The sequence below is a fragment of the Helicobacter bilis genome, from assembly GCF_900198365.1.
Classification (GTDB): domain Bacteria; phylum Campylobacterota; class Campylobacteria; order Campylobacterales; family Helicobacteraceae; genus Helicobacter_A; species Helicobacter_A bilis_B.
Window position 1 is genome coordinate 13610 of record NZ_FZMS01000008.1, and the last position, 26179, is coordinate 39788.

Annotated in this window: 27 protein-coding genes and 2 tRNA genes; 20 read left to right on the forward strand and 9 right to left on the reverse strand. The window is 35.6% G+C overall.

Going from position 1 to position 26179, the window contains the following annotated elements; translation table 11 throughout:
- Window positions 1-259: 259 nt before the first annotated feature.
- The 6 genes from C6H08_RS11690 to C6H08_RS01235 all read right to left on the reverse strand — a co-directional run bounded on the left by C6H08_RS11690 (window position 260) and on the right by C6H08_RS01235 (window position 5038).
- Window positions 260-517, reverse strand: a complete 258-nt coding sequence (locus C6H08_RS11690; protein WP_233708419.1) for an outer membrane beta-barrel protein — start codon at window positions 515-517, stop codon at window positions 260-262.
- On the reverse strand, window positions 480-995 hold the full coding sequence (locus tag C6H08_RS01215) for an outer membrane beta-barrel protein (protein ID WP_233708420.1): 516 nt from the start codon (window positions 993-995) through the stop codon (window positions 480-482). Before C6H08_RS01215 ends, C6H08_RS11690 begins: the two co-directional genes overlap by 38 nt.
- Window positions 996-1149: 154 nt before the next feature.
- Window positions 1150-2757 carry a bifunctional anthranilate synthase component II/anthranilate phosphoribosyltransferase gene (locus C6H08_RS01220; RefSeq protein ID WP_034562528.1) on the reverse strand — a complete coding sequence of 536 codons (1608 nt, stop codon included), beginning with the start codon at window positions 2755-2757 and terminating at the stop codon, window positions 1150-1152.
- Between the two features lie 57 nt (window positions 2758-2814).
- Window positions 2815-4500: an N-6 DNA methylase gene (locus C6H08_RS01225; RefSeq protein WP_034562531.1), complete on the reverse strand. Its 1686-nt coding sequence runs from the start codon at window positions 4498-4500 to the stop codon at window positions 2815-2817.
- 309 nt (window positions 4501-4809) lie between these two features.
- Window positions 4810-4886, reverse strand: a tRNA-Met gene (locus C6H08_RS01230).
- Between the two features lie 77 nt (window positions 4887-4963).
- Window positions 4964-5038, reverse strand: a tRNA-Gln gene (locus tag C6H08_RS01235).
- 116 nt (window positions 5039-5154) lie between these two features.
- Between C6H08_RS01235 and C6H08_RS01240 the strand changes: the two genes are divergently transcribed.
- The 11 genes from C6H08_RS01240 (at window position 5155) to C6H08_RS01285 (ending at window position 15638) form a co-directional block, all read left to right on the forward strand.
- Window positions 5155-6219, forward strand: coding sequence for a bifunctional 3,4-dihydroxy-2-butanone 4-phosphate synthase/GTP cyclohydrolase II (locus C6H08_RS01240; protein ID WP_034562532.1), 1065 nt, complete (start codon window positions 5155-5157; stop codon window positions 6217-6219).
- Between the two features lie 142 nt (window positions 6220-6361).
- Complete coding sequence (locus C6H08_RS11695; RefSeq protein WP_052099994.1) at window positions 6362-6622, forward strand: hypothetical protein; 261 nt, start codon at window positions 6362-6364, stop codon at window positions 6620-6622.
- Between the two features lie 48 nt (window positions 6623-6670).
- A complete protein-coding gene (locus tag C6H08_RS01245; protein ID WP_267892851.1) occupies window positions 6671-6952 on the forward strand; it encodes an acyloxyacyl hydrolase in 282 nt (93 codons plus the stop codon).
- A 93-nt stretch (window positions 6953-7045) separates the two neighbouring features.
- Complete coding sequence (locus C6H08_RS01250; RefSeq protein WP_034579624.1) at window positions 7046-7789, forward strand: Nif3-like dinuclear metal center hexameric protein; 744 nt, start codon at window positions 7046-7048, stop codon at window positions 7787-7789.
- A 9-nt stretch (window positions 7790-7798) separates the two neighbouring features.
- Entirely contained in the window at window positions 7799-8521 is a 723-nt protein-coding gene (locus C6H08_RS01255; protein ID WP_004086268.1) for a zinc ribbon domain-containing protein, read from the forward strand.
- 24 nt (window positions 8522-8545) lie between these two features.
- The gene (locus tag C6H08_RS01260; RefSeq protein WP_034565119.1) at window positions 8546-10138 is read left to right on the forward strand and encodes a glycosyltransferase N-terminal domain-containing protein; all 1593 of its coding nucleotides are present in this window, start codon (window positions 8546-8548) and stop codon (window positions 10136-10138) included.
- Between the two features lie 192 nt (window positions 10139-10330).
- Entirely contained in the window at window positions 10331-10570 is a 240-nt protein-coding gene (acpP, locus tag C6H08_RS01265) for an acyl carrier protein (RefSeq protein ID WP_004086276.1), read from the forward strand.
- Between the two features lie 46 nt (window positions 10571-10616).
- Window positions 10617-11870, forward strand: coding sequence for a beta-ketoacyl-ACP synthase II (locus C6H08_RS01270; protein WP_034565117.1), 1254 nt, complete (start codon window positions 10617-10619; stop codon window positions 11868-11870).
- Window positions 11870-12799, forward strand: coding sequence for an acetyl-CoA carboxylase carboxyl transferase subunit alpha (gene accA / locus C6H08_RS01275; RefSeq protein WP_034565115.1), 930 nt, complete (start codon window positions 11870-11872; stop codon window positions 12797-12799). Before C6H08_RS01270 ends, accA begins: the two co-directional genes overlap by 1 nt.
- Window positions 12800-13448: 649 nt before the next feature.
- Window positions 13449-14738, forward strand: coding sequence for an O-acetylhomoserine aminocarboxypropyltransferase/cysteine synthase family protein (locus C6H08_RS01280; protein WP_034579627.1), 1290 nt, complete (start codon window positions 13449-13451; stop codon window positions 14736-14738).
- An 18-nt stretch (window positions 14739-14756) separates the two neighbouring features.
- The gene (locus tag C6H08_RS01285) at window positions 14757-15638 is read left to right on the forward strand and encodes a homoserine O-succinyltransferase (protein ID WP_034565113.1); all 882 of its coding nucleotides are present in this window, start codon (window positions 14757-14759) and stop codon (window positions 15636-15638) included.
- Window positions 15639-15750: 112 nt separating this feature from the next.
- On the opposite strand, the gene C6H08_RS11185 is transcribed toward C6H08_RS01285, so the two are convergent.
- The gene (locus C6H08_RS11185) at window positions 15751-15933 is read right to left on the reverse strand and encodes a hypothetical protein (RefSeq protein ID WP_138196205.1); all 183 of its coding nucleotides are present in this window, start codon (window positions 15931-15933) and stop codon (window positions 15751-15753) included.
- Window positions 15934-16161: 228 nt separating this feature from the next.
- Between C6H08_RS11185 and C6H08_RS11700 the strand changes: the two genes are divergently transcribed.
- The 3 genes from C6H08_RS11700 (at window position 16162) to C6H08_RS12230 (ending at window position 17615) form a co-directional block, all read left to right on the forward strand.
- The gene (locus C6H08_RS11700) at window positions 16162-16323 is read left to right on the forward strand and encodes a hypothetical protein (protein ID WP_233708422.1); all 162 of its coding nucleotides are present in this window, start codon (window positions 16162-16164) and stop codon (window positions 16321-16323) included.
- Window positions 16301-17353 (forward strand): glycosyltransferase family 2 protein, encoded by a 1053-nt coding sequence (locus C6H08_RS01290; protein WP_233708423.1) that lies wholly within the window; start codon window positions 16301-16303, stop codon window positions 17351-17353. The genes C6H08_RS11700 and C6H08_RS01290 overlap by 23 nt, the downstream gene beginning before the upstream one ends.
- A gap of 139 nt (window positions 17354-17492) precedes the next feature.
- Window positions 17493-17615 (forward strand): hypothetical protein, encoded by a 123-nt coding sequence (locus C6H08_RS12230; RefSeq protein ID WP_267892850.1) that lies wholly within the window; start codon window positions 17493-17495, stop codon window positions 17613-17615.
- A 173-nt stretch (window positions 17616-17788) separates the two neighbouring features.
- On the opposite strand, the gene C6H08_RS01295 is transcribed toward C6H08_RS12230, so the two are convergent.
- On the reverse strand, window positions 17789-19135 hold the full coding sequence (locus tag C6H08_RS01295) for an FAD-dependent oxidoreductase (RefSeq protein WP_034565109.1): 1347 nt from the start codon (window positions 19133-19135) through the stop codon (window positions 17789-17791).
- Between the two features lie 3 nt (window positions 19136-19138).
- The gene (locus tag C6H08_RS01300) at window positions 19139-19930 is read right to left on the reverse strand and encodes a metal ABC transporter ATP-binding protein (RefSeq protein WP_034565107.1); all 792 of its coding nucleotides are present in this window, start codon (window positions 19928-19930) and stop codon (window positions 19139-19141) included.
- 280 nt (window positions 19931-20210) lie between these two features.
- Between C6H08_RS01300 and eno the strand changes: the two genes are divergently transcribed.
- From eno to C6H08_RS01330, 6 genes are all read left to right on the forward strand, one after another.
- Entirely contained in the window at window positions 20211-21485 is a 1275-nt protein-coding gene (gene eno / locus C6H08_RS01305; protein ID WP_034565105.1) for a phosphopyruvate hydratase, read from the forward strand.
- Window positions 21486-21642: 157 nt separating this feature from the next.
- The gene (rpmH, locus tag C6H08_RS01310; RefSeq protein ID WP_080732230.1) at window positions 21643-21780 is read left to right on the forward strand and encodes a 50S ribosomal protein L34; all 138 of its coding nucleotides are present in this window, start codon (window positions 21643-21645) and stop codon (window positions 21778-21780) included.
- Between the two features lie 665 nt (window positions 21781-22445).
- Window positions 22446-23243, forward strand: coding sequence for a hypothetical protein (locus tag C6H08_RS01315; protein WP_034565103.1), 798 nt, complete (start codon window positions 22446-22448; stop codon window positions 23241-23243).
- On the forward strand, window positions 23227-24147 hold the full coding sequence (locus C6H08_RS01320) for a hypothetical protein (RefSeq protein ID WP_080732264.1): 921 nt from the start codon (window positions 23227-23229) through the stop codon (window positions 24145-24147). Before C6H08_RS01315 ends, C6H08_RS01320 begins: the two co-directional genes overlap by 17 nt.
- Window positions 24137-25114 carry an outer membrane beta-barrel protein gene (locus C6H08_RS01325; RefSeq protein ID WP_034565101.1) on the forward strand — a complete coding sequence of 326 codons (978 nt, stop codon included), beginning with the start codon at window positions 24137-24139 and terminating at the stop codon, window positions 25112-25114. Before C6H08_RS01320 ends, C6H08_RS01325 begins: the two co-directional genes overlap by 11 nt.
- A complete protein-coding gene (locus C6H08_RS01330; protein ID WP_034565098.1) occupies window positions 25102-26151 on the forward strand; it encodes an outer membrane beta-barrel protein in 1050 nt (349 codons plus the stop codon). The genes C6H08_RS01325 and C6H08_RS01330 overlap by 13 nt, the downstream gene beginning before the upstream one ends.
- Window positions 26152-26179: the final 28 nt, after the last annotated feature.

Here is a 26179-nt window from a genome sequence, read left to right on the forward strand (position 1 = left end):
TTACTATCTTATCCCATTTTAGAATGCAATATAATTTAGGGTCTTGTTATATTGAGCTTTTTAAAAAGGCGAAATATCTTAAAGATTAAAGTCTGTAAGAGATTTTTCGATACTTTCAAAATGACAATATTTTAGATTAAAACAAGGTTTTATATTTGAGAAGTTATAGTTTACATTTAGACTCTTAGGTGTTTATTTAAGAGCAAGGCATGATTAAAAGCATTATCTCATCAAATCAGCCTTTGTTTGCAATAAAAGTCTATTTCAGTTTTGGGCGATAATGTTTAAAAGCTTCCATACCCCAGTATCCACCTCTTTTATAAAGATTCAAATGATATGTGTATCCTAGCATTACCATGTATGTCTTTATCTCTTCTTTGTTTGGTATGCGTGAGCTTATATAATCTTGACTAAGAAGTGGAATCTTTGCACCAAATGTTATAGTATGATTATCTTTGATATTAAATTGGAATCCAGCGTTAAAAGGCAAGGCAAAAAAATGTGTGCATTCTATCACTTTGATTTCTAGCACCAAAAGTATTATTTGATATTGCAAAGTCAGGTTGCAGTGTAGTAGCACCCGCACCTAAGCCAAAATACACACCAAAAGAGCGAGTAAAATTATAGAAAAAATCCACATTTGCAGCGATTAATTGCTGATTTAGCGTTGTATCCATGCTGTAGCTATTACCACCGGTTCCTCCCCTGCCAGAGTTACTAAAAGTTTGCATATAGTTATAGCTTACATAATATTTAAAACCAAATTTATTGCCTAAAAAATGTCTATATCCAGCTTCAGCCCCAATTGTCCAACCAGCACCTGTGCCTATTCGAAAATTATTATTGAGATTCCCACTTGTCAATGTGCTATCAGTAACTGATGCGCCCACATTTCCCCCTACAAATAGACTTGAAGCCCTATCATTCGCAAATGCGTTAAAACTTACAAGTGATATGCCAGACAGCATTACAAGATTCTTTAATATGTTATTCATACTATTCCTTTAAATTAAAATAATGAGTGATTGTAAAATACAAAAAAAATATGTGCTGAATGGCTAAATGCGTGAATCTTGTGATACAAAATTTGTTTTTCTCAAAAAGAGGCAATATAGATTCTAATATGAGTAACTATATGATAAAACAAAATTACTTGCGGTTCTCTTCACATTGCATATTACTTTGCAAGCGAAAAGATTCTAAAAGATTTAATGCTTTTTTACTTTGTAAATGCTCTCTTGCCAAATGAAATCCAGCTTCAATGCTATCAGCATAGCCATAGATATAAAGGCTTGCGCCTGCATTTAGGGCAACTAAATCTGCTTTTTTGCTTGCTTTACCGCTTAGTATATCAAGTGTGATTTCTGCATTCATAGCGACATCGCCACCGCGTAATTCTGCGTGATTAGCTAGTTCTATACCTAGCTTTTGCGGTGAGAAAATATAAGTGTGAATCTCTCCATCTTTTAGCTCACTAATTTGAGTTGCTGCACAAAGGCTTATCTCATCAATGCCGTCCAACCCATGCACGACCATTGCCCTTTCAACGCCTAGAATCTTTAAGGCATTTGCAAGAAGTTCTGTATAATCTTTGCTAAATACACCTATAAGCTGATGTGTAGGACGCAAAGGATTGCTTAGGGGACCAAGTAGGTTAAAAAAGCTTTTAAAGCCTAGCTCTTTACGCACACCTTGCACATGTTTTAGGGCGTTATGGATATTTGGTGCAAAAAGGAAAGTAATGCCTAGCGTCTCATAACATGCCTTGCAAGTCTGCATATCCATATTGATATTAATGCCTAGATTTGTGAGTAAGTCTGCACTCCCACTTTTGCTTGTAATGCCGCGATTGCCATGCTTTGCGACTTTTAAGCCCATACTTGCTAATAATAGGGCAGTTGTCGTTGAGACATTAAAGGTTTTTCTCGCACTCCCACCCGTGCCGACAATATCAATGCGTTTAGAATCTTGTATTTCAAAATGCTTTGCCTTTGATATGAGAAGACTTGCAAATGCCGCGAGTTCCTCCCCACTTGGTCCTTTGTGATAAAAGCTTGTGATAAGGCTGCCTAGTTGTGCTGGTGTGAGATCATTTTCTGCGATACACTCCATTAAATCATAGCTTTCTACAAAGCTTAGATTCTCTAAATGGGCTAATTTTTGCAGGTAAAGCTTTATAGGTATGCTTCGCCTTTTGTAGTGAATGAAGTTTAGAATCATCTTTTCACCATATTGAGTGCCAATGGATTCTGGGTGAAATTGCAAGCCAAAAAGTGGATATTGCTTGTGTGCTACTGCCATAACTTCGCCATCATCACTTACTGCATTAATATGAAAGTAGTCTGGAATCTGCTCTCTTTTAGCGACTAAAGAGTGATAGCGAGTGATTTGGACATGCTGGGGGATATTTGTAAAGATTCCATCTTCTGTGTGTGTGAGTGGAGATACCTTGCCATGCACTATGCTTTTTGCATTGACAATAGGCACATCAAAGGCATATAGGATAGCTTCATGTCCAAGACAAATGCCAAGAATGGGGTATTCATCTTTTAATTGTGCGATAATATCAAGGCAGATTTTAGAATCTTTAGGGCTATTTGGTCCGGGTCCTAGTATGATATGTGTGGGTTTTAACATGCGGATTGTTTCAATATCAATAGCATCGTTGCGTTTTACAATGACACTAAAGCCTAGCCTTGCTACAAGCTGATAGATATTATATGTAAAAGAATCATAATTATCAATTAAAAGTATCACTCTATGCTCCATTAGAATAAAGATAGAATTGTAACGAAAAATTAAACAATTATATTTTTATGTTTGTTTTAAATCTTGCAATTTTGTCTCAAGCGATTCAAACTCATGCTTTAGAGATTCTATCTCTTGCATTCTCTCTTTACCTTCTAAAAGATAGCGTGGCGGTATAGAACTCGCTAGTAATTCATTAATATATACCATGCCCTCTCCACTTTGCTCATAAATCCTTTTTAAATGCGTAAAGCCCTCATTTGAAAAGAAATAGCAATAAAGTCCAATAGCTTTATTTTTATCTGCTAATCTTAGAATCAAAATCCCCGCATTTGCCACAGCGATATGATCTTTTATACATTCTCCAAGTATGGTAACTTTTGGGACAATGCTGCGAAGTGAGAGTAAAATATCATAGGGTTTTAATCGATATTTTTGTATCTTTTGCTTATCCCCACTCATCTTTTTATGACTAAACTTTGTGCTAAATCCACATACAGAAAAATCCGCTATGCCCACATCATAATATGTAATTTCAGAATCTTTACTGCTCCCATGCACTCTTTGCCCACGAAAAATAGTTGTCCCCATATCAGCTAATAATAATTCATTTGTATGTATCATCTTAGAGGCAAGATAATAACTCGCCCTTAAATCATGCGTTTTTACATCTTTTATATTTGTGATTTTTGAAAATTCACTCTCTTTTTTTTGTTTAAACAGCATAGCAATTTCATCAATATGTCTTAGTCGATTATATTTGCCATCTTTGGTGTAAAAATGTGGATTATTTGCGTTAATATGCAGAATCTCTTTATTATTATGAGAGATAACAAGCACAGAAAAATCACAGGCTTGGTGTGGGAAGATATTTTTAGGTAATTCAATAACAGCTTCTATCATACGCTCTTTTACAAGCTTATCGCGAAGCTTTTCTTCTAAAAAGCTTTTTTGCAAGGTTTGATTGCGGACAATGAAAACGCCCCTTTGCTTTAAATGTGCTAGGGCATGTGTTAGAAATACTAATTCTGGGTAATTTTTAGCAAGTATGCCAATTTTACTGAATCTTTCATCACCTTTTAATTGTTCTACTCCCATGTGTGCGTAAAGCGGTGGATTACAAATAACTTTATTAAATTGTCGCAAGATACTTCCGGCTTTAAAGACAGGTTGCTTTAAAATATCATTGACATAGAGTTTATAGTCTTTTATTTGCGTGAATCTTGCGATTAATCTTGCGATATTTGATAGCCTTTCATCTAACTCTTCTCCATATAAATGGATATTTGGATTAAGATTCCCTAAGGATAAAAAGATACTGCCAATACCATAGCATGGATTATATACCTCATCATTATCTTGTAAATCTAGCAATAATGCTAATAAATCATTAACCTCTCGTGGTGTGGAATAATAATAAAGCTTATTTGTCGTGCGTTTCTGTGAGATAATATGTAGAAATTGCGTGATATTATGCAATTCTGTGCTACTTTGTAAAAGCGTTTTTAGAATCTTAAAGATATTTGCATTACTGCTTATAGGCACATACAATTCTTCTCCTATGAGATTGTGTAATATTGCGTGAAAGTCTTCTTTAATCGTCGTTCTTTTGCTAGATTTTGCAATCATGTCTTCTAGCATTCTAGCGTTTTCTCTTTTAAAGATAAAAAGTTCAAGCATAATGCTTACAACATCAAGCAAATCAGAATGATAGCGTTTGAGATAGTCAAAACAATCAAGCAATTTTTTCACAATATACCTTTTGGTCTTATGGGTTTGGTTTTAATGATTCTCATTTATATGATTTTAAATGAATGGGTAAAAACAAGAGTTGCATTATAGCTAAATTTTATGGATAAAGATTCTAAGGTAAAACTAAGATAATAAAGAAAAATAAATGCTCTACTTAAAATAAATACCTTACTTGGTGCCATCTTGTAAGGGGAGAAATAAGATAAAACGCCAGTAAAGTCAATTTCATTTTGAAAGGATTAACATGAGAACAATTTTCACTTGGAAAATCAGTATTATTGCATGAGAATAAGCTTCACTTGCAGAGAATGGTTGCGGAGGAGGGATTTGAACCCCCGACCTTTGGGTTATGAGCCCAACGAGCTACCTGGCTGCTCTACCCCGCGTTACTCAAAAATATTAAAGATATAACTTCATATTAAGCAAATCTATTAGAAGTAAATTTAGTAGTAATTTGCATATTTGGCTGGGGTACAAGGATTCGAACCTCGGAATGCCTGGACCAAAACCAGGTGCCTTACCGCTTGGCGATACCCCAACGCTTTGCTTCTTTTGCTTGAAGTAAGTTAAAGTCGAAATCATATCATAGTTTTGCTAAAAAGTCAAATAAAATTGATATAATTTTTAAAAATGTTATAAGGAGTATTTAATCTAATGTATCAAATGCGTATGAAAGACGCCATAGAGGCGATTAAAAAAGGTGAGATGATTATCATAATGGACGATGAAGACAGAGAAAATGAAGGTGATTTGGTAATGGCTGGAATCTTTTCTACACCAGAGAAAATCAACTTTATGGCGCAAGAAGCAAGGGGGCTAATCTGCGTATCTATCACGCAAGAGTTAGCCCATAAGCTAGACCTGCCCCCAATGGTAAAAAGAAATGATAGCAATCACGAAACCGCCTTCACCATATCTATTGATGCTAGGGAAGCAAAGACGGGCATTTCTGCGTATGAGAGAGATTTAACAATCCGTCTTATGTGTGATAGTAACGCAAAGCCAAGCGATTTTGTGCGTCCGGGGCATATTTTCCCACTCATTGCTAAGAGTGGTGGCACACTTATCCGCACAGGGCATACGGAGGCGAGTGTAGATATTTGTCGCCTTGCAGGGCTTTCGCCCATTAGCGTGATATGTGAGATTATGAAAAAAGATGGCACGATGGCAGGACGGGGGGATAAATTCCTACTTGATTTTGCTAAAACTCATAACCTAAAGATTCTCTATGTCAGCGACATTATCCAATATCGCTTAAATTTTGAAAATCTCGTGCGTGAAACTTCGCGTGAAAAGGCGGTGTTTATGGCAAAAGAGTGTGAGAAAATTACCTTTATAGACCATTTGCAAAATTGTCATATCGCCTTTAGCTTTAGCCCACAAGTTAAAGAACCGCTCATTAGATTCCATAATACAAGCAGTGATATTACTCTTTTAACAGATTCTAATGAGTGGCAAGCCCTGCAAAAAAGTATAGAGTTGCTTTCACAGCAAGGCGGCTATCTTGTATGTCTTAATAGTGAGAATATGGCAAATAGCGGAAATATTGCAAAAAATTGTGGCGATATTAAAGACTTTGGAATCGGCGCACAGATTCTAAAATCACTTGGTGTGAAAGACTTCACACTTCTTAGCTCTCATTGTGCCAACAACGCAAATAAAAGCTACAACGCCCTAAGCGGCTTTGATTTGCATTTGCAACAAAGCATTGAAGTATGAGACTAGAATCTTGATTGTATGTTTGCCCAGAGTAAGATGCTGGTAAAAATGGTATGTAAGGATTAAGCTGTATTTTATAGTTTTTCCTATATAATCCGCCTTTTTTGAATAATTAACTAATAATAATGTCGGGGTTTTGTGTATGAGATGTGTTTTTATTTTGTTTATGTCTATTTGTGCTTTTGCGTATGCTTTAGAAAATAATGAAACTCATAATGAAGTAAGCAAGAAAAAGTCTCGTTGGATAGATTATAATGCGAATTTTAATAATAAAAAGCATTTGCTAAAGCTTACTTTCGCACAGGATTTTTCAGAAAATGGATTCTCACGCCTTAGTGCGTTGGGTTTGCATTATGGGCAGCCTAATACATTCTTTGGATTACCTGCTAGAATGGTTTTATAGCTTGAGGGCTTTCTTGGTAGTGGGAGTGAAAAAGCCCTTAATCAATTAATCTTTGGTGTATCACAAGATATTGTGTTATCAATACCACGCACAAACTTTTATGCTGGAGTTGGTATTGGAATCTACATTCGCACACTTTTAGATTCTCGCATGAACTCTGCTTTTACTTTTGGGGAAAAAGTCTTTATTGGTTATAATTATGCCGTGGCAAATAAGGGGGGGGGGGGTATGTCCTGTGAGATTTTTGTGAAACATTACTCAAATGGTCATTTAACCCCTTTAAACAAAGGCTTTAATTTCTTTGGTGCAAGTGTGGGATATAGTTTTTAACTATTTTACGAATTGCAAGTATAAAATATAGATTTTGCATATTTGGGTTATAGAATCTTATCTTAATTTCACAATTTCAATAGGCGGTTAAACATGAAAGTTTTAGAAATTTATAACATACTTGATTCAATAAGTCCTTTTATCATGCAGGCTGAGTGGGATAATAGTGGGCTAAATGTCGGTAATACGCAAGCAGATTGTAAGCATGTGTATATCGCATTAGAGCTTGATATGCAAGTGGTTAATGCGATAGAAAATGAAAGTTTGTTTATCGTGCATCACCCCTTAATCTTTAAAGCATTAAAGACCATACAAACTGATACATATCCTGCAAATCTCATTGAAATATGTTTGCAAAAAAGAATTAGCGTGATAGCCATGCATACAAACTTTGATAAAACGCATTTAAATCAAGCATTTGCTACAAAATTATGCTTAGAATCTCTAAACTTTACCCCAAATGGTGAGAAAGATTTTAGCCTTATTTATAGCACAAACACACCATTAAGCACCTATTCTCTTGCTATGCATATAAAAAATATATTGGGATTAGATATACTTCGCTATACGCAAAAAGATAATATGATACATAATCTCTACATTACATGCGGGAGTAATGCCACTGCCTATAAAATCGCAAATAAGGGAGATTGCATTATCACAGGCGACATTAAATACCATGACGCTATGATTGCTGCGAGTGAGGGCATTAGCTTTATTGATGTTCCACACTTTGAAAGTGAGTGTATTTTCAGCGATTTACTAGCAAAAGCTTTACAAAAACACTATATTCAAGCTATAATTACAAATTCACACAATCCATTTTGCTATATTTAGGAGCATTGCATGAATAAAAATCTTGAAAAACTCATTGAAGTAAATCGCCTTGATTTAGAGGTGTCAAAATATGATCCTCTTATCGAGCAAAAAAAAGCCCCAATGAACGAAAAAATATCTGAAAAAACAAAAGCTTTAAAAGAAAAGCAAGAACTAGAAGCACTCATTGCAAGAAATGAAGAATCTCTTGCAAAAAATAATGATGAATTTGCTGTGATTACTGCAGATATTGAACGCATTCGTAATAAAATCCAAGAAAGCAAAAGCGAAAAAGAGATGAAAAATCTTGATATGGAAGAGGGTATATTGCGAGAAAAAAGCATAAGCTTTAACAATGAGATTGAAGCCCTTGAGAAAGGCATACAAGCAGCAAAAGATAAGATTGCTACACTTGATTCTAATGTTATAAAGCTTGATGAAGAGATTAGTAGCATGGAATCTGGCTGCAATGAAGCAGTCCAAGAGATTAAAAAGCAACAAGATGAGGTGAGTGCCAAACGGACAAAAGCTGCATTAGATATGGAAACAACGGTGTTAAGATTGTATGAAAAGATTCGAAAATGGGCGGGAAATACAAGCGTTATCTCCATGTATAAAGAAGCTTGTGGTGGCTGCTTTATCAAGCTAAATGATAAAAATATTGCAGATGTTAGAAGGGGCGATGAGATCGTGCATTGCCCACATTGTGGTCGCATTCTTTATGATTCTGCTCTAGTTGAAAGTAAGAGTTAAAGACCCAACCAAAGACAAGGCATAATGACTTTTATTTACTACACTCTTTTATGTTTCTTGCATGTCCTTGCATTGCCCTTGCTTTGTGCCTTATCATTAAGAGAAAAATATAAAAAAAGCATTCCCCTTCGTTTTTTAATCCCCAAAAATCACTCAAAAAAAAGCTATGATATATGGCTACATGCTTGTTCTGTGGGCGAGGTGCAGTCCCTGCAAACCCTTATAGAATCTATCCCCAAAACACAAAGCATATTTCTTAGCGTTATCACACAGACTGGATACAAACAAGCACAAGACCTTTATGCAAAATATGAGAATCTTAGCATTGATTATTTGCCTTTTGAGACCTTTATCCCATTATTTGCACCGACATGTAAAAAGCTTTTTGTGTTTGAAGCCGAACTTTGGCTTATGTTATTTGTATATGCAAAGCATAAGGGGGCGACTACAAAATTAGTTAATGCTAGAATTTCAACGCGTAGCACAAAACGCTATCAAAAGCTTAGAATCTTTTATAAACATTTTTTTTCATTTGTTGATTCTGTATTATCTCAAAGCGATGAAGACACAGAAAGGCTAAAGAGTTTGGGGGCAAAAAATGTAAAAACAATCGGGAATCTCAAGCTATTAAACCCTATAAAACCAAAGATAGCGTATAAAAAACCAGAATCTTTAATCATTGTTGCAGCAAGCACACATACAAACGAAGAAGAATTTGTGCTAAATGCGTGGAGTAAGGCAAAGGCATTATGGGAAAGTGATAGTGAAGTTTTAGAAAATATGGAGTCTAAACCTTGTCATATTAAGCAAAGCGAAATGTCTAAAAATACAGAATCTAAAAAAGATTTTTCACCTTTTTTGGAGACTCAAAATGAAAAGAATATAGATTCTAGCAATTGTTGTATTGAGCGTAGCGAAACATCTAAAGACTTGGAAATGATAAAAGAGTCTAAACAAGATTCTAATATAGAATCTAGAAAAGATTTCTCGTGCCTACGCACTCAAAATGACAAGAATCTAGATTCTATAAAGTTTGCACCCTTGCACCCTGCACCCACCCAAATGGTAGAGAATCTAGATTCTATAAACAATCACAATAAAGGATATGAATGCAAAACCCATCTTCACAACGCCACTAAAGACTATACAACAATAAAAAAAGATTCTAAAAACAATCTATTAGTCATTGTGCCACGACACCCAGAGCGGTTTCAGTCTGTATTTCAGCTTTGCAAACAATATGGAAAGACTATTTGTCTAAGTGAATTGCAAAATGATTCTACACTAGACTTAGATCTGATTCACGCAGATATTTTACTTGTTGATACGATGGGCTGCCTTATTAACTTCTATGCGATTAGCGATATTGTGATACTTGGTGGGGCATTTGCAAAAGTTGGGGGGCATAATCCGCTTGAACCAGCCACTTTCGCCAATGTGCTAATAAGTGGCACAGAGATTTTTAATCAAAAAGCATTGTTTGCATATATTCAAAACTATTATTTGATAGATAATTCTCATTCATTGCAAATGCTACTTCATCATTACAAACAGCTTATGACTTCTTCGGTTAATAAAGATTTGTGTCATAATATGATTGAGAGTATTTTAGAATAAATTAGACTTAATAAAACATTCAATAAGAGTTGATACACAAATAAGCATTGCAAGAAAATATTATAATATTTTGTTATATAGCTAAGTTTATAGATATTATTAACACTTATTATGTATAATTTTGCTTTTCTTAAGCAGTGAGTTATGACTACAATATGGCTTAAGAAGTAATTTAAAATTAGGAGTTTAGGTATGGATTCTATCGAAGTTTATAATCAAGTGAAAGATTTAGTAGCAAGTGAGCTTAAAGTTGCAGCAGACGAGATTAAGCCGGAGTCTGATTTTACAAAAGATTTGAATGCAGATAGCCTTGATGTTGTTGAGTTTATTATGGCATTGGAAGAAAAGTTTAATATTAAGATTCCAGATGAAGAAGCAGAAAAAATTAAAACCGTGCAAAATGTTGTAGATTATATTCTTGCGAATAAGTAAGTCGAGTTACTTAAACTTTATACTTATTTGTGCTTAAGGAGCCATATTGCGAAGAGTTGTAGTAACGGGCATTGGCATGGTGAATGCTTTAGGGCTAAATAAAGATGTTACATTTGACAATATTGTAAAGGGAAATTGTGGCATTAGAAGAATAGAATCTTTTGATATTACAGATTTTCCCGTGCAGATTGCAGGCGAAGTCGTTGGCTTTGATCCAGAATCTGTCCTTGATGCTAGAGAAGTGAAAAAGGCACATAGATTTATCCAGCTTGGTTTGTTATCTGCTAGGGAAGCCTTGCAAGATAGCATAACACGAGGTAAGCAGTCGTTTGCAAATGCAAACTTAGAAGTTTTGCCAGATGTTGCCGATCGCTTTGGTATTAGCTCTGCTTCAGGCATAGGTGGCTTGGAAAACATTCAAAACAATGCTATTGCATGGCATACAAAGGGTGTAAGACGCATTAGCCCCTTTTTCATTCCATCTGCACTTGTAAATATGCTTGGTGGCTTTGTATCTATCGCACATAGGATTAAAGGACCGAATCTTTCAAGCGTTACTGCATGTGCGGCAGGTACGCATGGCATTATTGAAGCGGCTAAGACTATCATGCTTGGCTGTGCTGATAGAATGCTTGTTGTAGGTGCAGAATCTTCTATTTGTGAAATAGGCATTGGTGGATTTGCAGCCATGAAAGCCTTGAGTGTATGCAATGATACACCTAGCAAAGCATCAAGACCATTTGACAAAAAACGCGATGGTTTTGTTATGGGTGAAGGTGCAGGTGCATTGGTGCTTGAAGATTATGAGAGTGCAAAATCTCGTGGTGCATATATTTATGGCGAGTTATGTGGCTTTGGTGAAAGCAGTGATGCAAATCATATTACAACCCCTGCTCCAGAAGGCGAGGGTGCGTATCGCGCTATGAAACAAGCCTTGCAAATGGCAAATATTAAGCCCGACTATGTGAATGCACATGGCACAAGCACATATTATAATGATGTGCATGAAACTCAAGCATTAAAGCGTGTGTTTGACAATGATGTCCCACCTGTCAGCTCTACAAAAGGACAAATAGGGCATTGTTTAGGTGCGGCTGGTGCTATTGAAGCGGTTATATCGCTTATGGCTATGGAAAAAGGCGTAATACCACCAACTATTAATCAAGAAGAAAAAGATGATCTCTGCGATCTTGACTATGTCCCAAATACCGCTCGTTCCGCTACACTTCAAAGTGTTATGAGTAATTCGTTTGGCTTTGGTGGCACAAATGGTGTTGTGATTTTCAAAAAGTGTCAATAATGGCTACATATTTAGATTTTGAGCAGCGTTTAAAGCTTTTACAAGAAGATATAGAATCAGCAACATTGCGAAATGATAATGCCGCCGTGTCAATTCTACAAAAAGATTTGCAAGATGAAATGAAGAAAATCTATGCAAATTTGAATGACTATCAAAAATTACAATTAGCAAGACATCCAGACAGACCCTACGCCCTTGATTATATTGAATTGATTATGCAAGATTCTTATGAGATTTTTGGCGATCGCCATTTTCGTGATGATAAGGCAATAGTATGCTTTTTGGGAAAGATTGAGAACGAACGCGTTATTGTTATCGGCGAAGAAAAGGGGCGTGGCACAAAAAATAAGATTACAAGAAACTTTGGTATGCCCCACCCAGAAGGCTATCGCAAAGTGTTGAGAATAGCAAAAATGGCAGAAAAATTTAATATCCCTGTGCTTATGCTTGTCGATACTGCAGGGGCTTATCCCGGGCTTGGAGCTGAAGAGAGAGGGCAGAGCGAAGCTATCGCAAAGAATCTGCAGGATTTTGCCATGCTACAAGTGCCGACTATATCCATTGTTATTGGTGAAGGTGGAAGCGGTGGTGCTTTAGCTATCGGCGTAGCAGATAGGTTAGCCATGATGGAGTATTCTATCTTTAGCGTTATATCTCCAGAGGGTTGTGCTGCGATTTTGTGGAATGACCCAACAAAGATTGAAGCCGCAACAAAAGCTATGAAAATAACACCACAAGAATTAAAAAAAGCTAACTTAATCGATGATATCATACAAGAACCTTTGAGTGGCGCTCATAGAGATAAAGTAGCAGCTGCAGAGAAAATCAAGGCTTATTTTCTTGAATCTTTAGAACAAATAAGAAACACTCCAAACTATCTTGCAAAACGCTATGATAAACTTATGCGTTATGGCTCTTTTCAACAATAGCTTAAATAGCAAACATCACAAACTCATTTAGACTTATTGAGTCGCTCCCTATTTACTCACATTTTTATTTTTTTTTAATAACACACAGAAACTAATTAGCCATATTTCAATAGATTAAAAAAGTAACATTCTCTATATTTTTTTTGTAATTTTTTATATATTACATATTGTATTTTCATTTTTTTGTGTTAATATGCCTATTAATTTAGAACTTAATTTCTAAAGTAAGATTCTATATTTTAAAGTTTAGAATATTTTTTAAAAATAATTCTATATTACTTTGATGTGAAATAAATAAAGTTTCACAAGGTTAGAATCTTTAAAGCAAAAGCAAGGTTTTTTAGGTAAAAGCTAGTAGAAATGTAGATTCTAAATCGACAAAGATTCTACAAGCACCAAAGAAGCGAAAAATAGTTTTGTAGAAGTATCTTTGACTAAAGAAACTACAACAAACATTTGCGGCAGTATTTTTGAGTGATTTTCTAAAGAAACTTCGTTTTGTAGTTTTCAAGGTGGAGGCGAAGGGAGTTTGCTAAAGGCAAATGACCGAGCCGACACCGCAGATGCAGTTGCGGAGCAACAAATCCACACTTGCAAATCTGCAAAAAGCACCAAAAAGACAACGCAAAGAAAAAGATAAGGAGAAACAATGGCAAATTTAAAGCATAATAACTACACCCAAGACACACTCGCCCTGCACGCAGGATACACTTATGATACCCAACGCACAATGAGTGTGCCAATCTATCAAAACATCGCTTATAGCTTTGAGAGTTTAGAGCAAGCCGCAGCACGATTTGGACTAAAAGAGCTAGGCAATATTTACACGCGTTTGACAAACCCAACAACCGATGTGCTAGGTGCGAGACTTGCAGCAGTTGAGGGCGGTGTCTTTGGTGTGCCTACTTCAAGTGGGAGTGCGGCGACTTTCTATGCGATAGCAAATTGTGCGGAGAGTGGCGATAATATCATCTTTGCGAATAAAGTCTATGGTGGCACACAAACGCTTTTTACGCATACGCTAAAACGCTTTGGCATTGAAGCAAGGACATTTGACATTGATAATATCGCGTCTTTAGAATCTGTGATAGATTCTAAAACAAAGGCGATTTTTTTTGAGAGCATTTCAAATCCCATTATTTCAATCGCTGATAGCACCGCTATCACTGCCATTGCTAAAAAGCACGGAATTATAAGCATTTGTGATAACACGGTGGCGACTGCCTTTTTACACAAGCCCTTTGATTTTGGCGTGGATATTTCCGTGCATAGCCTTAGCAAGTATGTCAATGGGCAGGGCAGTGCGTTAGGTGGGGCGGTGATTGAGCGAGCCGGGCTAAATGAGTTTATTAAAGACAATCCCCGCTATCCTGCGTTTAATACCTCAGATGCGAGCTATCACGGGCTAGTCTATGCTTCATTGCCCCTGCCTTGCTTTAGCATTCGCCTTATCACTGAATGGCTTAGAAATATCGGCGCGACACTCTCCCCGCAATCAGCGTGGATTCTATTGCAAGGGCTAGAGACGCTAGAGCTTCGCATTAAAAAGCATAGTCAAAATGCGCTAGATGTAGCAAGATTCTTAGAATCTCATAGCTTGGTAAAAAGTGTGGCTTATCCCGGATTAGAATCTAGCCCATATCACGCCCTTTTGCAGAAATATTACGCTAATTCTCAAAGCTCTGGGCTTATTAGCTTTGAGGCACAGAGCTATGAGGCGGCACAAAAGATTTGCAATAGCACAGAGATTTTTGCGATGGTGGTAAATATCGGGGATTCAAAGTCTTTAATCATTCACCCCGCTTCCACCACGCATTCTCAACTTAGTGAAAAAGAGCTACAAAGCGGGGGTATCACACCTTGCACGATTCGCTTAAGCATTGGGCTAGAATCTAGCAAGGATTTAATCGCCGATTTAAAACAAGCAATAGAAAAATAAAATCTAGAAGGAGCAAAAATGCCCATTGTTATCCCAGAAGATATTCCCGCATATTCCCTGCTTAGTCAAAATGCCTTTATTATGGGGGCAAAAAGGGCTAAAACGCAAGATATTAGGACACTTGAAGTGCTTTTAATCAACCTTATGCCTACAAAGATTGAAACAGAAAATCAGATTCTAAGTCTGCTTGCAAACTCGCCTTTGCAGGTGAAAATCACGCTTTTATCCACGGCAAGCTATATCGGCACAAACACGCCAAAAAGCCATTTGGATAGATTCTATGTAAATTTTAGCGAAGTTAAAGGGCGGCGGTTTGATGGAGCGATTGTTACAGGAGCGCCCATTGAGCATTTGGAGTTTGAAAATGTGGCGTATTGGAATGAGCTACAAGAGATTATGGACTATCTAAAAAGCCATTGCACAAGCACGATGTATCTGTGCTGGGGGGCTATGGCAGGGCTATATCACTTTCACAATATTTCAAAGATTATACTAAAAGAAAAGGTGTTTGGTGTGTTTTCACACAGAATCATTACGCAAGATTTGCTTTTAAATGGGCTAGATTCTATTGTGAGAATGCCTCATTCAAGGCACGCTGGGATTGATGAAAATGCGGTTAGAAACTCTAGCCTTAAGATTCTATTAGAGAGTGAGCTTTGTGGCATTAGTGCGTTAAAAGATGAAAAAGACTTTTATATCCTAGCCCACCCAGAATATGCCAAAGACACACTAAGATTAGAGTATGAGCGAGATATAAATAAAGGCTTAGAGATAGCAAAACCGCTTGATTATTTTGGGGAAGATGGGGAGCCGATACTCTCGTGGAAATCAAGTGCGAGTGTGCTTTTTAGAAATTGGCTTAACTTTTCTGTGTATCAGGATACACCTTTTGTGTTATAGGGCATGTATCAACAAATAGAATCAAGTAAAAGTCGCACAAAAATTACAGGATATGAAAGCAAAACTGCAAGCATTAATAAACCTACAAGATCCTAAATATCATCATATCGCTTTAATCAATCAATACAACCCACACACCTTTTAACACATTTTTGCTACAATGAGAGATTGTTTTTAGAATCTGAAATCTAGCAGTTGTCATGCATGAAATATCTTGTTTAGATTCTAGAATCTTGTCATTTGAAAAATCTTTTTTTAGAATTTGGGTTATTAGATGTTTCGCTTCGCTCAACATGACAATTACTAGAAACTAGATTCTAATCCGTGTCATACTGAGGCGTTAGCCGAAGTATCTAAAACCTTAGAATCTAAAAAGATTTTTCGCCTATGGCTCGCACGAGCGAAGCTCTTGCCCACACTTGCAAAAATGACAAGATTCTAGGATCTTATCATTTGTGTTTGTTATGGGCTTATAGAGCGTATGCGAAAATGACAAAATTTAAAATTTTTGTAAAGGATAAACATGAAAGTAGTTATTAAGAGAGCATTAAGAGTTCTGCTTGGTGAAAAAAGAGCAACACATCTGTTTTTTATGACAAGAAGAGGTATTAGAAACCTTGAAATCACAAAGTTTGTTATAAAAATCGCATACGGCAAATACATTGGGGGGGCAAACGCTTTGTAAAAATCAAAGCCCACAGCAACCCCAGCATGATAACCAAACGCAACATGATACAGAATCTCACAAGATTATCTACAACATACTTCATAACAAGCAGAAGATGGCGGCTAAATCTGCTATAAACCACTCCCACACAACCCCACTAGATAACAATCCAGACAATGAGCCAAACGACAAACAAACTAGCATCAAAGACACACCAAACCCAGAAAACAACAAGCATATAAAACCAAATGCCACAAAAAATAGCCCATTAAACCATCCGCCGCTTGTTGTGAGTATCACTTCTTTCCCTGCAAGGATTAGTTATCTTCATCATACATTATTTTCAATCTTTCAACAAAACTATAAACATTTTAAAGTCGCAGTATTCTTAAGTGAAGAAGAGTTTCCAACTCACAATCTCCCCTACATTCTTAGAATCTTTGCCAAACTAGACCTAATCACCATTCATTTCGTGCAAGAGAATCTGCGTGCATATAAAAAGCTATTCTATACGATAGACCTCTATCCGCAACATTTAATTATCACCATTGATGATGACCAGATGTATGATCCTGGTCTCATTTCTCTTTTGCTAACTTCCTATAAAAAGTTTCCTAATTGCATTCACGCAAATATGGTATATGATGATTTGATAGCAGATATGCTTAATGTGCCATTTGCAAAATACCAGTCAATCATCAAAGAGGACCGCCCGCACTTAGCCCTTGCTGGTGTTGGCGTCTCTGGCATTCTCTATCCACCAAAAAGCTTCCCTAGCGAGTTTTTTAACATTGAGAATATCCGCCAACTTTGTCCTTATAACGATGACTTATGGTTTTTTATTATGAGTGTGCTAAATGGTGTAGAAAAAGTGCTTATCAAAGGTAGTCTAGACCACCCCAAAGAATCTAGTGTAGCCATTAGCGAGACACCAAATCTCTGGGAGATTAACTGCACACAAAAACGCAATTATGATCAACTAGAAGCTTTATTTAAGGCATATCCACAGGCAAAAGAGAGACTTTTGGAATCTCTTTTAACTAACTAAGACATTTCATGGGTTATTTAATTTAAAGCTGCATTAAATTATTGGATTAAAGACACTGTATGTATTTTAGGAATTATTTTTTTGCAATTTAAGCTAGTTATTTAATATTGTGCTTGATCATACTTTAAATAAAACAATATTGGTCTTATGCTATAGACTTTTAGATTCTAGCATAACGGCTTGTCATGTTGAACGCAGTGCAACGCCCGGCATGGAGTCTAAACAAAGATTAGATTCTCAAATAAGAACTTTCGCATTTTAAGTGAGCTGCGACAATCATTAAATTTTTAATCAATGTAAAAATCTACAAGCAAAAAGAATGCATTCGTTTTCTTATGTATATCGATATGCTTGTGCCTTATCAATCTTTGAAAAATAGTAGAAAAAGTAGATTGTGGGATTACAATCCCCCCACATAGATTGACAGATATAAATCTATTGCAATTCTTCTGGTGATAATTCTCTTAAGAATTTTTCTTTATCAAAGTTTGCGTGTAAAAATGCAACGATTTCTTCAGAATCTATCATTGCATTTTGCAAACATGAGGTCGCACCCGGTGAAGGTGTCATATTGAAAGTCATGCCTTTTCCTGTGCGTATCTTCTTTTCACCTAACTCAAGTTTTTTAGCCGTCCTATCAACGACTTGTGGTCGCACCTCACCATAGCCTTTTGCAAATGTAATGTCTTCTAGTTTGAGTGAAGGGATAATCTTTTGTGCGTCTTTTATGAAAAGTCTTTTGCCAAAGAAAGGCAAATGGAAGAAAAGATTGCGTAAAACATAGTTTCTAATTTCAGAATCACTCAATAAATCATAAGTAACTTTCATCACATCTAGGTGCAGATCAAGCTTTAATAAATCTGGGCTAAGGACATCAAATAAGTGTTTGCTGTTTTCAAGTCGTAATGTAGCAAGTGCGGTTGGTCCAAGCCTTGTTTTGCCCTCCACGAATACATCAGGGTCGCCATGCAATGCTGCAAATGGAAGCTTAGGATTTTGCACACCATATACTTTTCCCTTTAAAAGATTTGGTGCGAAATAAAAATCCCCGCCAACAGGCAAACAGCCAAGTTCTAAACCATAACCAGCCCTTTGAGCAAGAGGCAATGAATATGAACCAGCATCAACAAGCACAAACTTTGCATAAACCTCTCTGCCATCTGCACCAATGATGGCATAACCTGTATTTTTTGCTTCAATCCTATTAACACGAAAACCTAAAAATACTTCATTTTGTGGATTTTTCTCTTTTGCTTTTTGTATGAAATACTCACTCAAAGCCTCATAATTTACTGCACACCAATCAGAATCAAAACCAGAACCAACTACATTTTCAGGTCTATCCCCACCACTTTTCCCTTCTATAACTTTTGGCTCCATAGCCTTAATATCTTCTTTTGTATAAAATTTTAGCCCGGGAAAAATATGTTGAAATTCTTCATGTCTTTTCGTCATAACTTCACATTCATGATCACCCACGCCAATTGCCATTTTTTGCATATTATAAATGACTTTATTTTGTAGATTTTCTTTCAAACAAAAATTGCGAACTTTTTGTGCGGATAACTTTACTTTTCTGGCTTTTTCAGCACTATAATTTGTTTCTATAGAACCATCATGTATTGTTTGTGAATTTGCCTTATGGCTTGAGCTTATTTGTGCTAGTTTTGTTTCTTTTTCTATGATTGCGATTTTCTTTATATCGCTATATTCTGTTAATGTGTAAAAAGTGCAACAACCACTCACTCCACCGCCAATAATGACGACATCAAACTCATTCATTACCTATCTCCCTTCGCTACAATTCTTTGCAAAATCTTGAAAAATATCTATTTCACAAATATGCCCATCTTTATTCAGCGTAATGTGTGGTGTTTCATGGCTATGAATTGCCCTATTAATATGCAAAATTCTTGTCGCATACTCTAAAGTTATGGGTATATCGTGACTGATCGTAATTATAGTATGAAATTCGTTAATTGTTTTTAATATTTTATATATCTCAAGCTGTGTTTGTGTGTCTATATTTGATGTCGGTTCATCTAAAATTAACAGCTTTGGATTGCCGATTAATGCACGCGCAATAAATACTCTTTGTCTTTGTCCGCCGCTTAGATCACTGACTTTTTTATATGCAAGATTCTCAATGCCTAGTTTGCTAAGAATCTCAAAAGCTCGCATTCTTTGTTTCTTATTTACTCTATATCCAAATAGTTTTGTTTCTAATATCCCCATTTCTACTATTTCTATGACCATTATGGGAAAATTTATATTGATTTGTGTGTTTTGTGGCACATAGCCTATCTCTTTTTTATTTGCAAAAAGATCTCTATTTGGATAGTGAATCTCCCCTGTAAAATCTGGTAAAAGTCCAAGTAAAATTTTTATAAAAGTTGTTTTTCCGCCACCATTTGGACCTATGATTCCTAGAAATTCTTTGTGTAAAATCTCGAAATTTACAGATTCAAAAATTTTTTCCCCATTGTAACCAAAAGAAACATTTTTACCTATGATAATGGGTGGGTTATCTATTGTATGAGAATTATTCTCATCTTTTTGCGTGTTTGCTTGTTTCATATTTTCCCTTTAGTTAAGATTCTATATTTCATATAACTTTTAGTATTTATAATAAACGCGGTTTAAGATTCTATCATTTTAATACATATTATGAAAAGAAAAGATATCTGAGCATGAATCATATCGCATAAATGCTTCTACGGAAATATAACTAAAATAAAAATCTAACATATAATTTTAATACGCTTAAAAAATGCAGAATCTCAAATGAAAACATAAAAACCACATTCAATATGTTAAAATAAGCGACATTAAAGTTTCATAGGTTTAAAGGATATAAATGGCAATTATTAAAGAACTTGATGCGTTTGAAGTGCTAGATAGTCGTGGTAATCCCACAATTTGCGTTAAGGCGGTTTTGAGTGATGGCAGTGTAGGCAGTGCGATTGTCCCAAGTGGAGCTAGCACAGGAAAAAAGGAAGCATTAGAGCTTAGAGATAAAGATAATATGCGTTTCTTAGGCAAGGGCGTGTTACAAGCATGTGCGAATGTAACAGAAAAGATAGCAAGAGATATTGTAGGTATGGAAGCATATAGGCAAACAAGCATTGATTATATGCTAAAAAATATCGATAATACACAAAACTACTCAAGGCTTGGAGCAAATGCTACACTTGGCGTTTCTATGGCGATAGCAAGGGCTAGTGCAAACTCACAAAAGATTCCGCTTTTTAGATACCTTGGCGGTATTAATGCGACTACACTGCCTGCCCCTATGCTAAACATCATTAATGGTGGGAGTCATGCTGATAACAATGTGGATTTTCAAGAATATATGATTATGCCGCTTGGATTTGATTGCTTTAAACGGGCGTTGCGTGCAAGTGTGGAAGTGTATCATATGCTAAAACAGATTCTAAACGATAAGGGTTTAAGCACGGGTGTGGGTGATGAGGGCGGCTTTGCACCGAATCTAAAAAATAACGAAGAGCCTATTAACTATATCATTCAAGCAATTGAAAAGGCTGGATATAAAGCAGGGGAAGATATAAGCATAGCTCTTGATATTGCAAGTAGTGAGTTTTATGAGAATGGAATCTATAATTTAAAAGGTGAGAATAAAAAGCTAGATTCTAAAGGCTTAGTCGCATATTACGAAGAGTTAGCAAAAAAATATCCCATTGTATCCATAGAAGATGGATTGAGTGAAGATGACTGGAGTGGTTGGGAGTATTTGACAGAGCGACTCGGTAAAAAAATCCAGCTTGTAGGCGATGATTTATTTGTAACAAACACGGCGATATTACAAGATGGTATTAATAAAAACATTGCAAATGCAATCCTTATAAAACCAAATCAAATCGGCACAATCACACAAACAATGGAAGCCATAAGACTAGCTCAAAAAAGTGGATACAAAACCATTATCAGCCATAGAAGTGGCGAGAGTGAAGACTCTTTTATAGCAGATTTAAGCATTGCCGTTAATGCAGGAGAAATAAAGACGGGTGCGCCTGCAAGAGGTGAGAGAAATGCGAAATATAATCGCCTTTTAGAATTACGACATGGACATAAATTTTTAAGCTATGATGCAAAAAGTTTGTTTGCAAAGTGATTTTGCAATGAGATTACTTTTTGAAAAAGTGTTTTGTATGAGCAATAAGCCTAATAAATAGGCTAGATTCTAAAAGCTTTAAATCTTGCAAAAATAACAAAAGTATGCTATTATTGCAGGCTTTGTTTATTAAAATTCTATAAAAAGGTAGCAGATAATGAAACGAACATATCAACCACATGATACACCGAGAAAAAGAACTCATGGTTTTCGCACAAGAATGAAAACAAAGAATGGGCGAAGAGTGATTAATGCAAGACGAGCTAAGGGGAGAAAACGACTAAGCGTTGCGTAAGTCTTGCTTTTAGCCGTGTAATGATCGCTCTATAACAATGTGTAATTTATTGTATATTGACATTTTGTGTATATTACAATAAATGTGATATTTGAGAATATATCATATTGATTCTTAGGTGTCGCTGTATCTCTTTGGGTGTTTATATCCCAATGTCTTGCCCCGTAGCGTATCCCTAAAATGCGTATTTTAACAATATAGCTTCGCGTGATTTATATTATTTAAGATTCCATGTATTGCGATATAGCCCATTAGTTGATTGTTGGACTAGGGTTTCATGCAATTGACATAAAACAAGTGGTATAGATTTTAAGATTTTTATTCATATTGTGCTGGGTTAGATCTTATTCAATCTTTTCAATACATTGTAGCATTATGGAAAGTTTGAGTATGGAATCTTGTTTAAGTGGATTATAAATAATATTTGCTTAGGCATTTTTTCTTGCTATTACACATTTTTTTGCTAAAATTAGCATTTTAGTTTGCTGTGGGTGCTGTGGGGGCTTTATGCAATTTTATACTTCTTTATCATTTTTGTTTTTTTATATTCTATACGCTTTTAAAAACGATATTTCTAAAAGATCTTTGAAATATCACTCATTTTTATTGCACAAATTCATTTTTCCTACAACATATTGCAATCACATAAAAGATAAGGCTATATTGTGAGAGAAAATATTACAAAGTATGCTTATATTATTAACCTTTGCTATTTTACAAAATATATTTGGAGATATCTTTGTCTATGCTTTCTCATGTCTTTTTGTCTTTATGCGGTAGAAAATAATACAGATAAAGATATAGAATCTAAAAATAAAGCCAATCCATACAATATAAATTATCCTAATCTAGATTCTAAATACTATCCATACATTCGTTCTCGCAATAAGTTTTATGATAAAGATATAGCAAAGATTATAGAAAATGTGGATAGGGCTGAAGCGAAAAATGCCTTTTTTATCGGTGCAGCTTATGGTTTTAATATTAATGCAGCATTACCCTTTTTTGTTGATGCAGGTATAATAGGCACACAAAATACAAAGTCAGCTACCCCTAACTTTAGTCTCTTTGGATTCCGCGTTGGGTATCAAAAATACACAGGCAAAATGTTGCCTATCAATCATTTTGGGTATCAAATCTATATTGATTTTTGCGTGAGTCTTGGAAAAAGCGGATTATTTTTTACTGGGATTAATGCGGATATGCTGTGGGATTTTTTGGAATTGCATGGTTTTATTGGGAGTTTGAATCTTGGTGTTGGGCTTGGCTCAAGCAAGATTACAGGACTTGCCATAAGCCCTTATGCTGATAAATATGAAGCAGCATATAGGCTAAATCTTGGTATAAGTGTGCGTTATCCACGACTTCATCATAAAGCTGGAATCTACTTTGGAAGCACTCAAGGGACAGAGAGAGGCTTTTTGGGCTATACAATGATGATTGGATATGATTATGTTTTTTAGAATCTTTTTATCTCTTTTTCTATTATCTAGCCTTATATACGCAGATGATATAAAGGAAAGTGAAGTAGCACAAGATAAGCATGCAGAAGATTCTATGCGGCTAGATGAAGATCATACAGATATGTTTGATGAAGTCGAAGACAAACATAACGAAAGAATAAAGCAATCTATCGATAGAATGCAGCATGTAAAAGATTCTATAAGAGAGGTGTATGAAAGAGAGAAAATATATACTCTAGAGCCACAAAACTATTCCATTGAAGATTTACAAATTGGCATTAGCGATGCACAAAATAAAGCAGAAAGAGAACAAGCTAGAAGGAAATTAGAATCTAGTGAATATAAAACTCAACTATTTTTTGGTGTGCAACTTGGCACTACAATAGCTGCGGTAGCAGACAATATAAATGTTTTGCCGACCTTAAATCTAAAGGTTGGATTCCAAAATTTTCTTGGCATATCAAGTAAGCAGGTGGGGCTTAAAATCTACCTTGATACACTTGTAGCAAGCAATATTTTATCATCGCTAAAAAACGATCCTTACGCAGATTTTATAGCTAGCACATTTAGTGCGACAAATGTTAATGCAGAAGTTATGTATGAGATTCCCATTTCTAAAGATATGAAGTTTGGGGTTGGAACTGGTTTTGGTGTGGGCTATATGACTTATAGCGACAAATATTGGGATAAATTGAATGGCTTTGCTTCAAATGTTGCCTTTCTTACCTACATTTCATTTTATGAGAAACATAAGCTTGAATTAAGCTTTAAGACCTTTATTTATCATTATGGGAGCTATGTTACTAGAAAGCTTGAGGGCGTAGCACAGAATCCTGTGGATATATTCTCAAGTGATTTTGCAAAGCCTATGAATCTAAGTTTAGGATGGGTATATGTATTTTAAAAAATATATACATGCTATAAAAAGGGCTATTCATTTGCCTATGTTTTTGACATTTACTACTTGCATATATGCAAACGAAACAGATACAACAAAAAGAGAGCAAAAAAAAGAAGATAGCTTTATCCCCAATATGCTTTTACAAGATACGACAAATATACTTGATTCTTCATTGCCCCTGCCCTATTTTTCATTACCTTACAGCAAAACGCATAATTATCTAAAAAGAGAGAGCAGCAAGAAAGATTCTCTATTTGATGATGCGATGAAGCCTATAAAACCAAAGATTACAACCTATGACTACTCGCAACTAAAAAATATGGATACGACACAAGATGAGTATTTTATCGATTTTAAGATTCATGAGTTAGAAAAAGAAGCCTATATGCTAAGGTCTCAAATCATAGAGAAAGAAAAGAAAAAGCGAAATTGGCTTATAGATTCTAAAGCGAGTGGATATTACGCGGGTATTGGTGTAATGCTAGGCTTTATACGCGATGAAAAATCTTTAGGTATAGATGCAAGCAGGGCTAGTGCTGGTGGGATTCTAAAGCTTGGCTATTTGCGTTATCTCTATAATCATTTGGGCTTAAAAGCAGAGCTATTTAATATTTATGGGAATCACACGCATAATAATGAACTTTTGCTGTATAACTATTATGGATTTAGACTTGCCGTATTGCATGATATTCCGGTATTTTTTAAAGAGCATTATTTTGGCTTTTTTGCGGGATTTGGCGTTGGCGGCTATATTTTTTCAAAAAAGCATCAAAGCATAGAAACTTATAACTATTTGACAAACATACATAATATGAGTTTGAATCTAAACATAGGTGTGAGCTGGACTTATGCAAAACATCATAGGGTAGAGATTGAGCATATTTTTATCGCACCACTTATAACACTCTCAAATGGCACAACAGAGACTTTTGAACCTAGCTATATAGTGAGTTACTCATGGGTATTTTAAAAGCTTTATTTTATATTCTGTTATGTGTATGTTTTATGCCTTATCTTTATGGGATAGATTCTGGCGAAACAAATGTGAAAAAACGCATTCATGTCAATGATGACAAAAGGAGTAATTATAAGGTTAATAATTTTACTACCATAAATCTTAACTCAACAAAAAAAACCAAAAAGGAAGAACCAAAAAAAGAGATACAAAAACCTACTAAAAGCTATGAAGAAAAGCTGCATTATCTACAATCCTTGCGTTATGAAGTGATGAGTTTAAAAGAGCAAATCGGCGATGATTTTCAAGTCAGTGTGCCTTATGGGCATTATGTAGATGATAAGACAAGCGCACAACGATTTAATGCCCTAACACAAAGCTATAATGACGCTTTAAAAAAGAGCGGTTTATTTGGCGGTGTAAGCATGGGGGTTTTAGATATTTATACAAGCGGCTATATTGATAACAATCTTGTGATAACTCGTATTACACCGCTTGTATATGGCGGTAGTGGTGGCTATCAAAAGTTTTTCAATCATTATGTAGGCACAAGGCTTTATGGTGGGCTTTTTACTTCATTTTTCAATGATATTTATACCTATGATATAAAAAATGGCACAACTGCACCTGTGAAAAATCCCTATGGTGGTGATGGGAATTTACAAAGTTTTTATATGTTGGCCTTTATGAGTGCTGATGTGTTGTTTGAGTTTCCATTTGATAATACATTTAAAAACTATATTGGTGGATTCATGGGGCTAAATATCGGTGTTATGTATTATCGTCCTTATGCTTCACACCCACAAAAAGGCGATTATTACCCTGCAAAATATATATGGAATTATAACTTACAAGTAGATTATTCCTTTAATCTTGGCATGAGTCTCACTTTTAACAATATACATAGAGTAGAAGTAGGGCTTGGCATACCTTTCTCATATCTCTCACTACCGGGCTTTGCAGAAAGTGCTGATGTGCTTGAGAAAATACCCTCAAACTTTTGGCGTAGTGCGGTATTTTTAGCAAACTACCGCATGTTGATAAAGTTTTAGAATCTAATTTAGATTCTAAAACTTTATC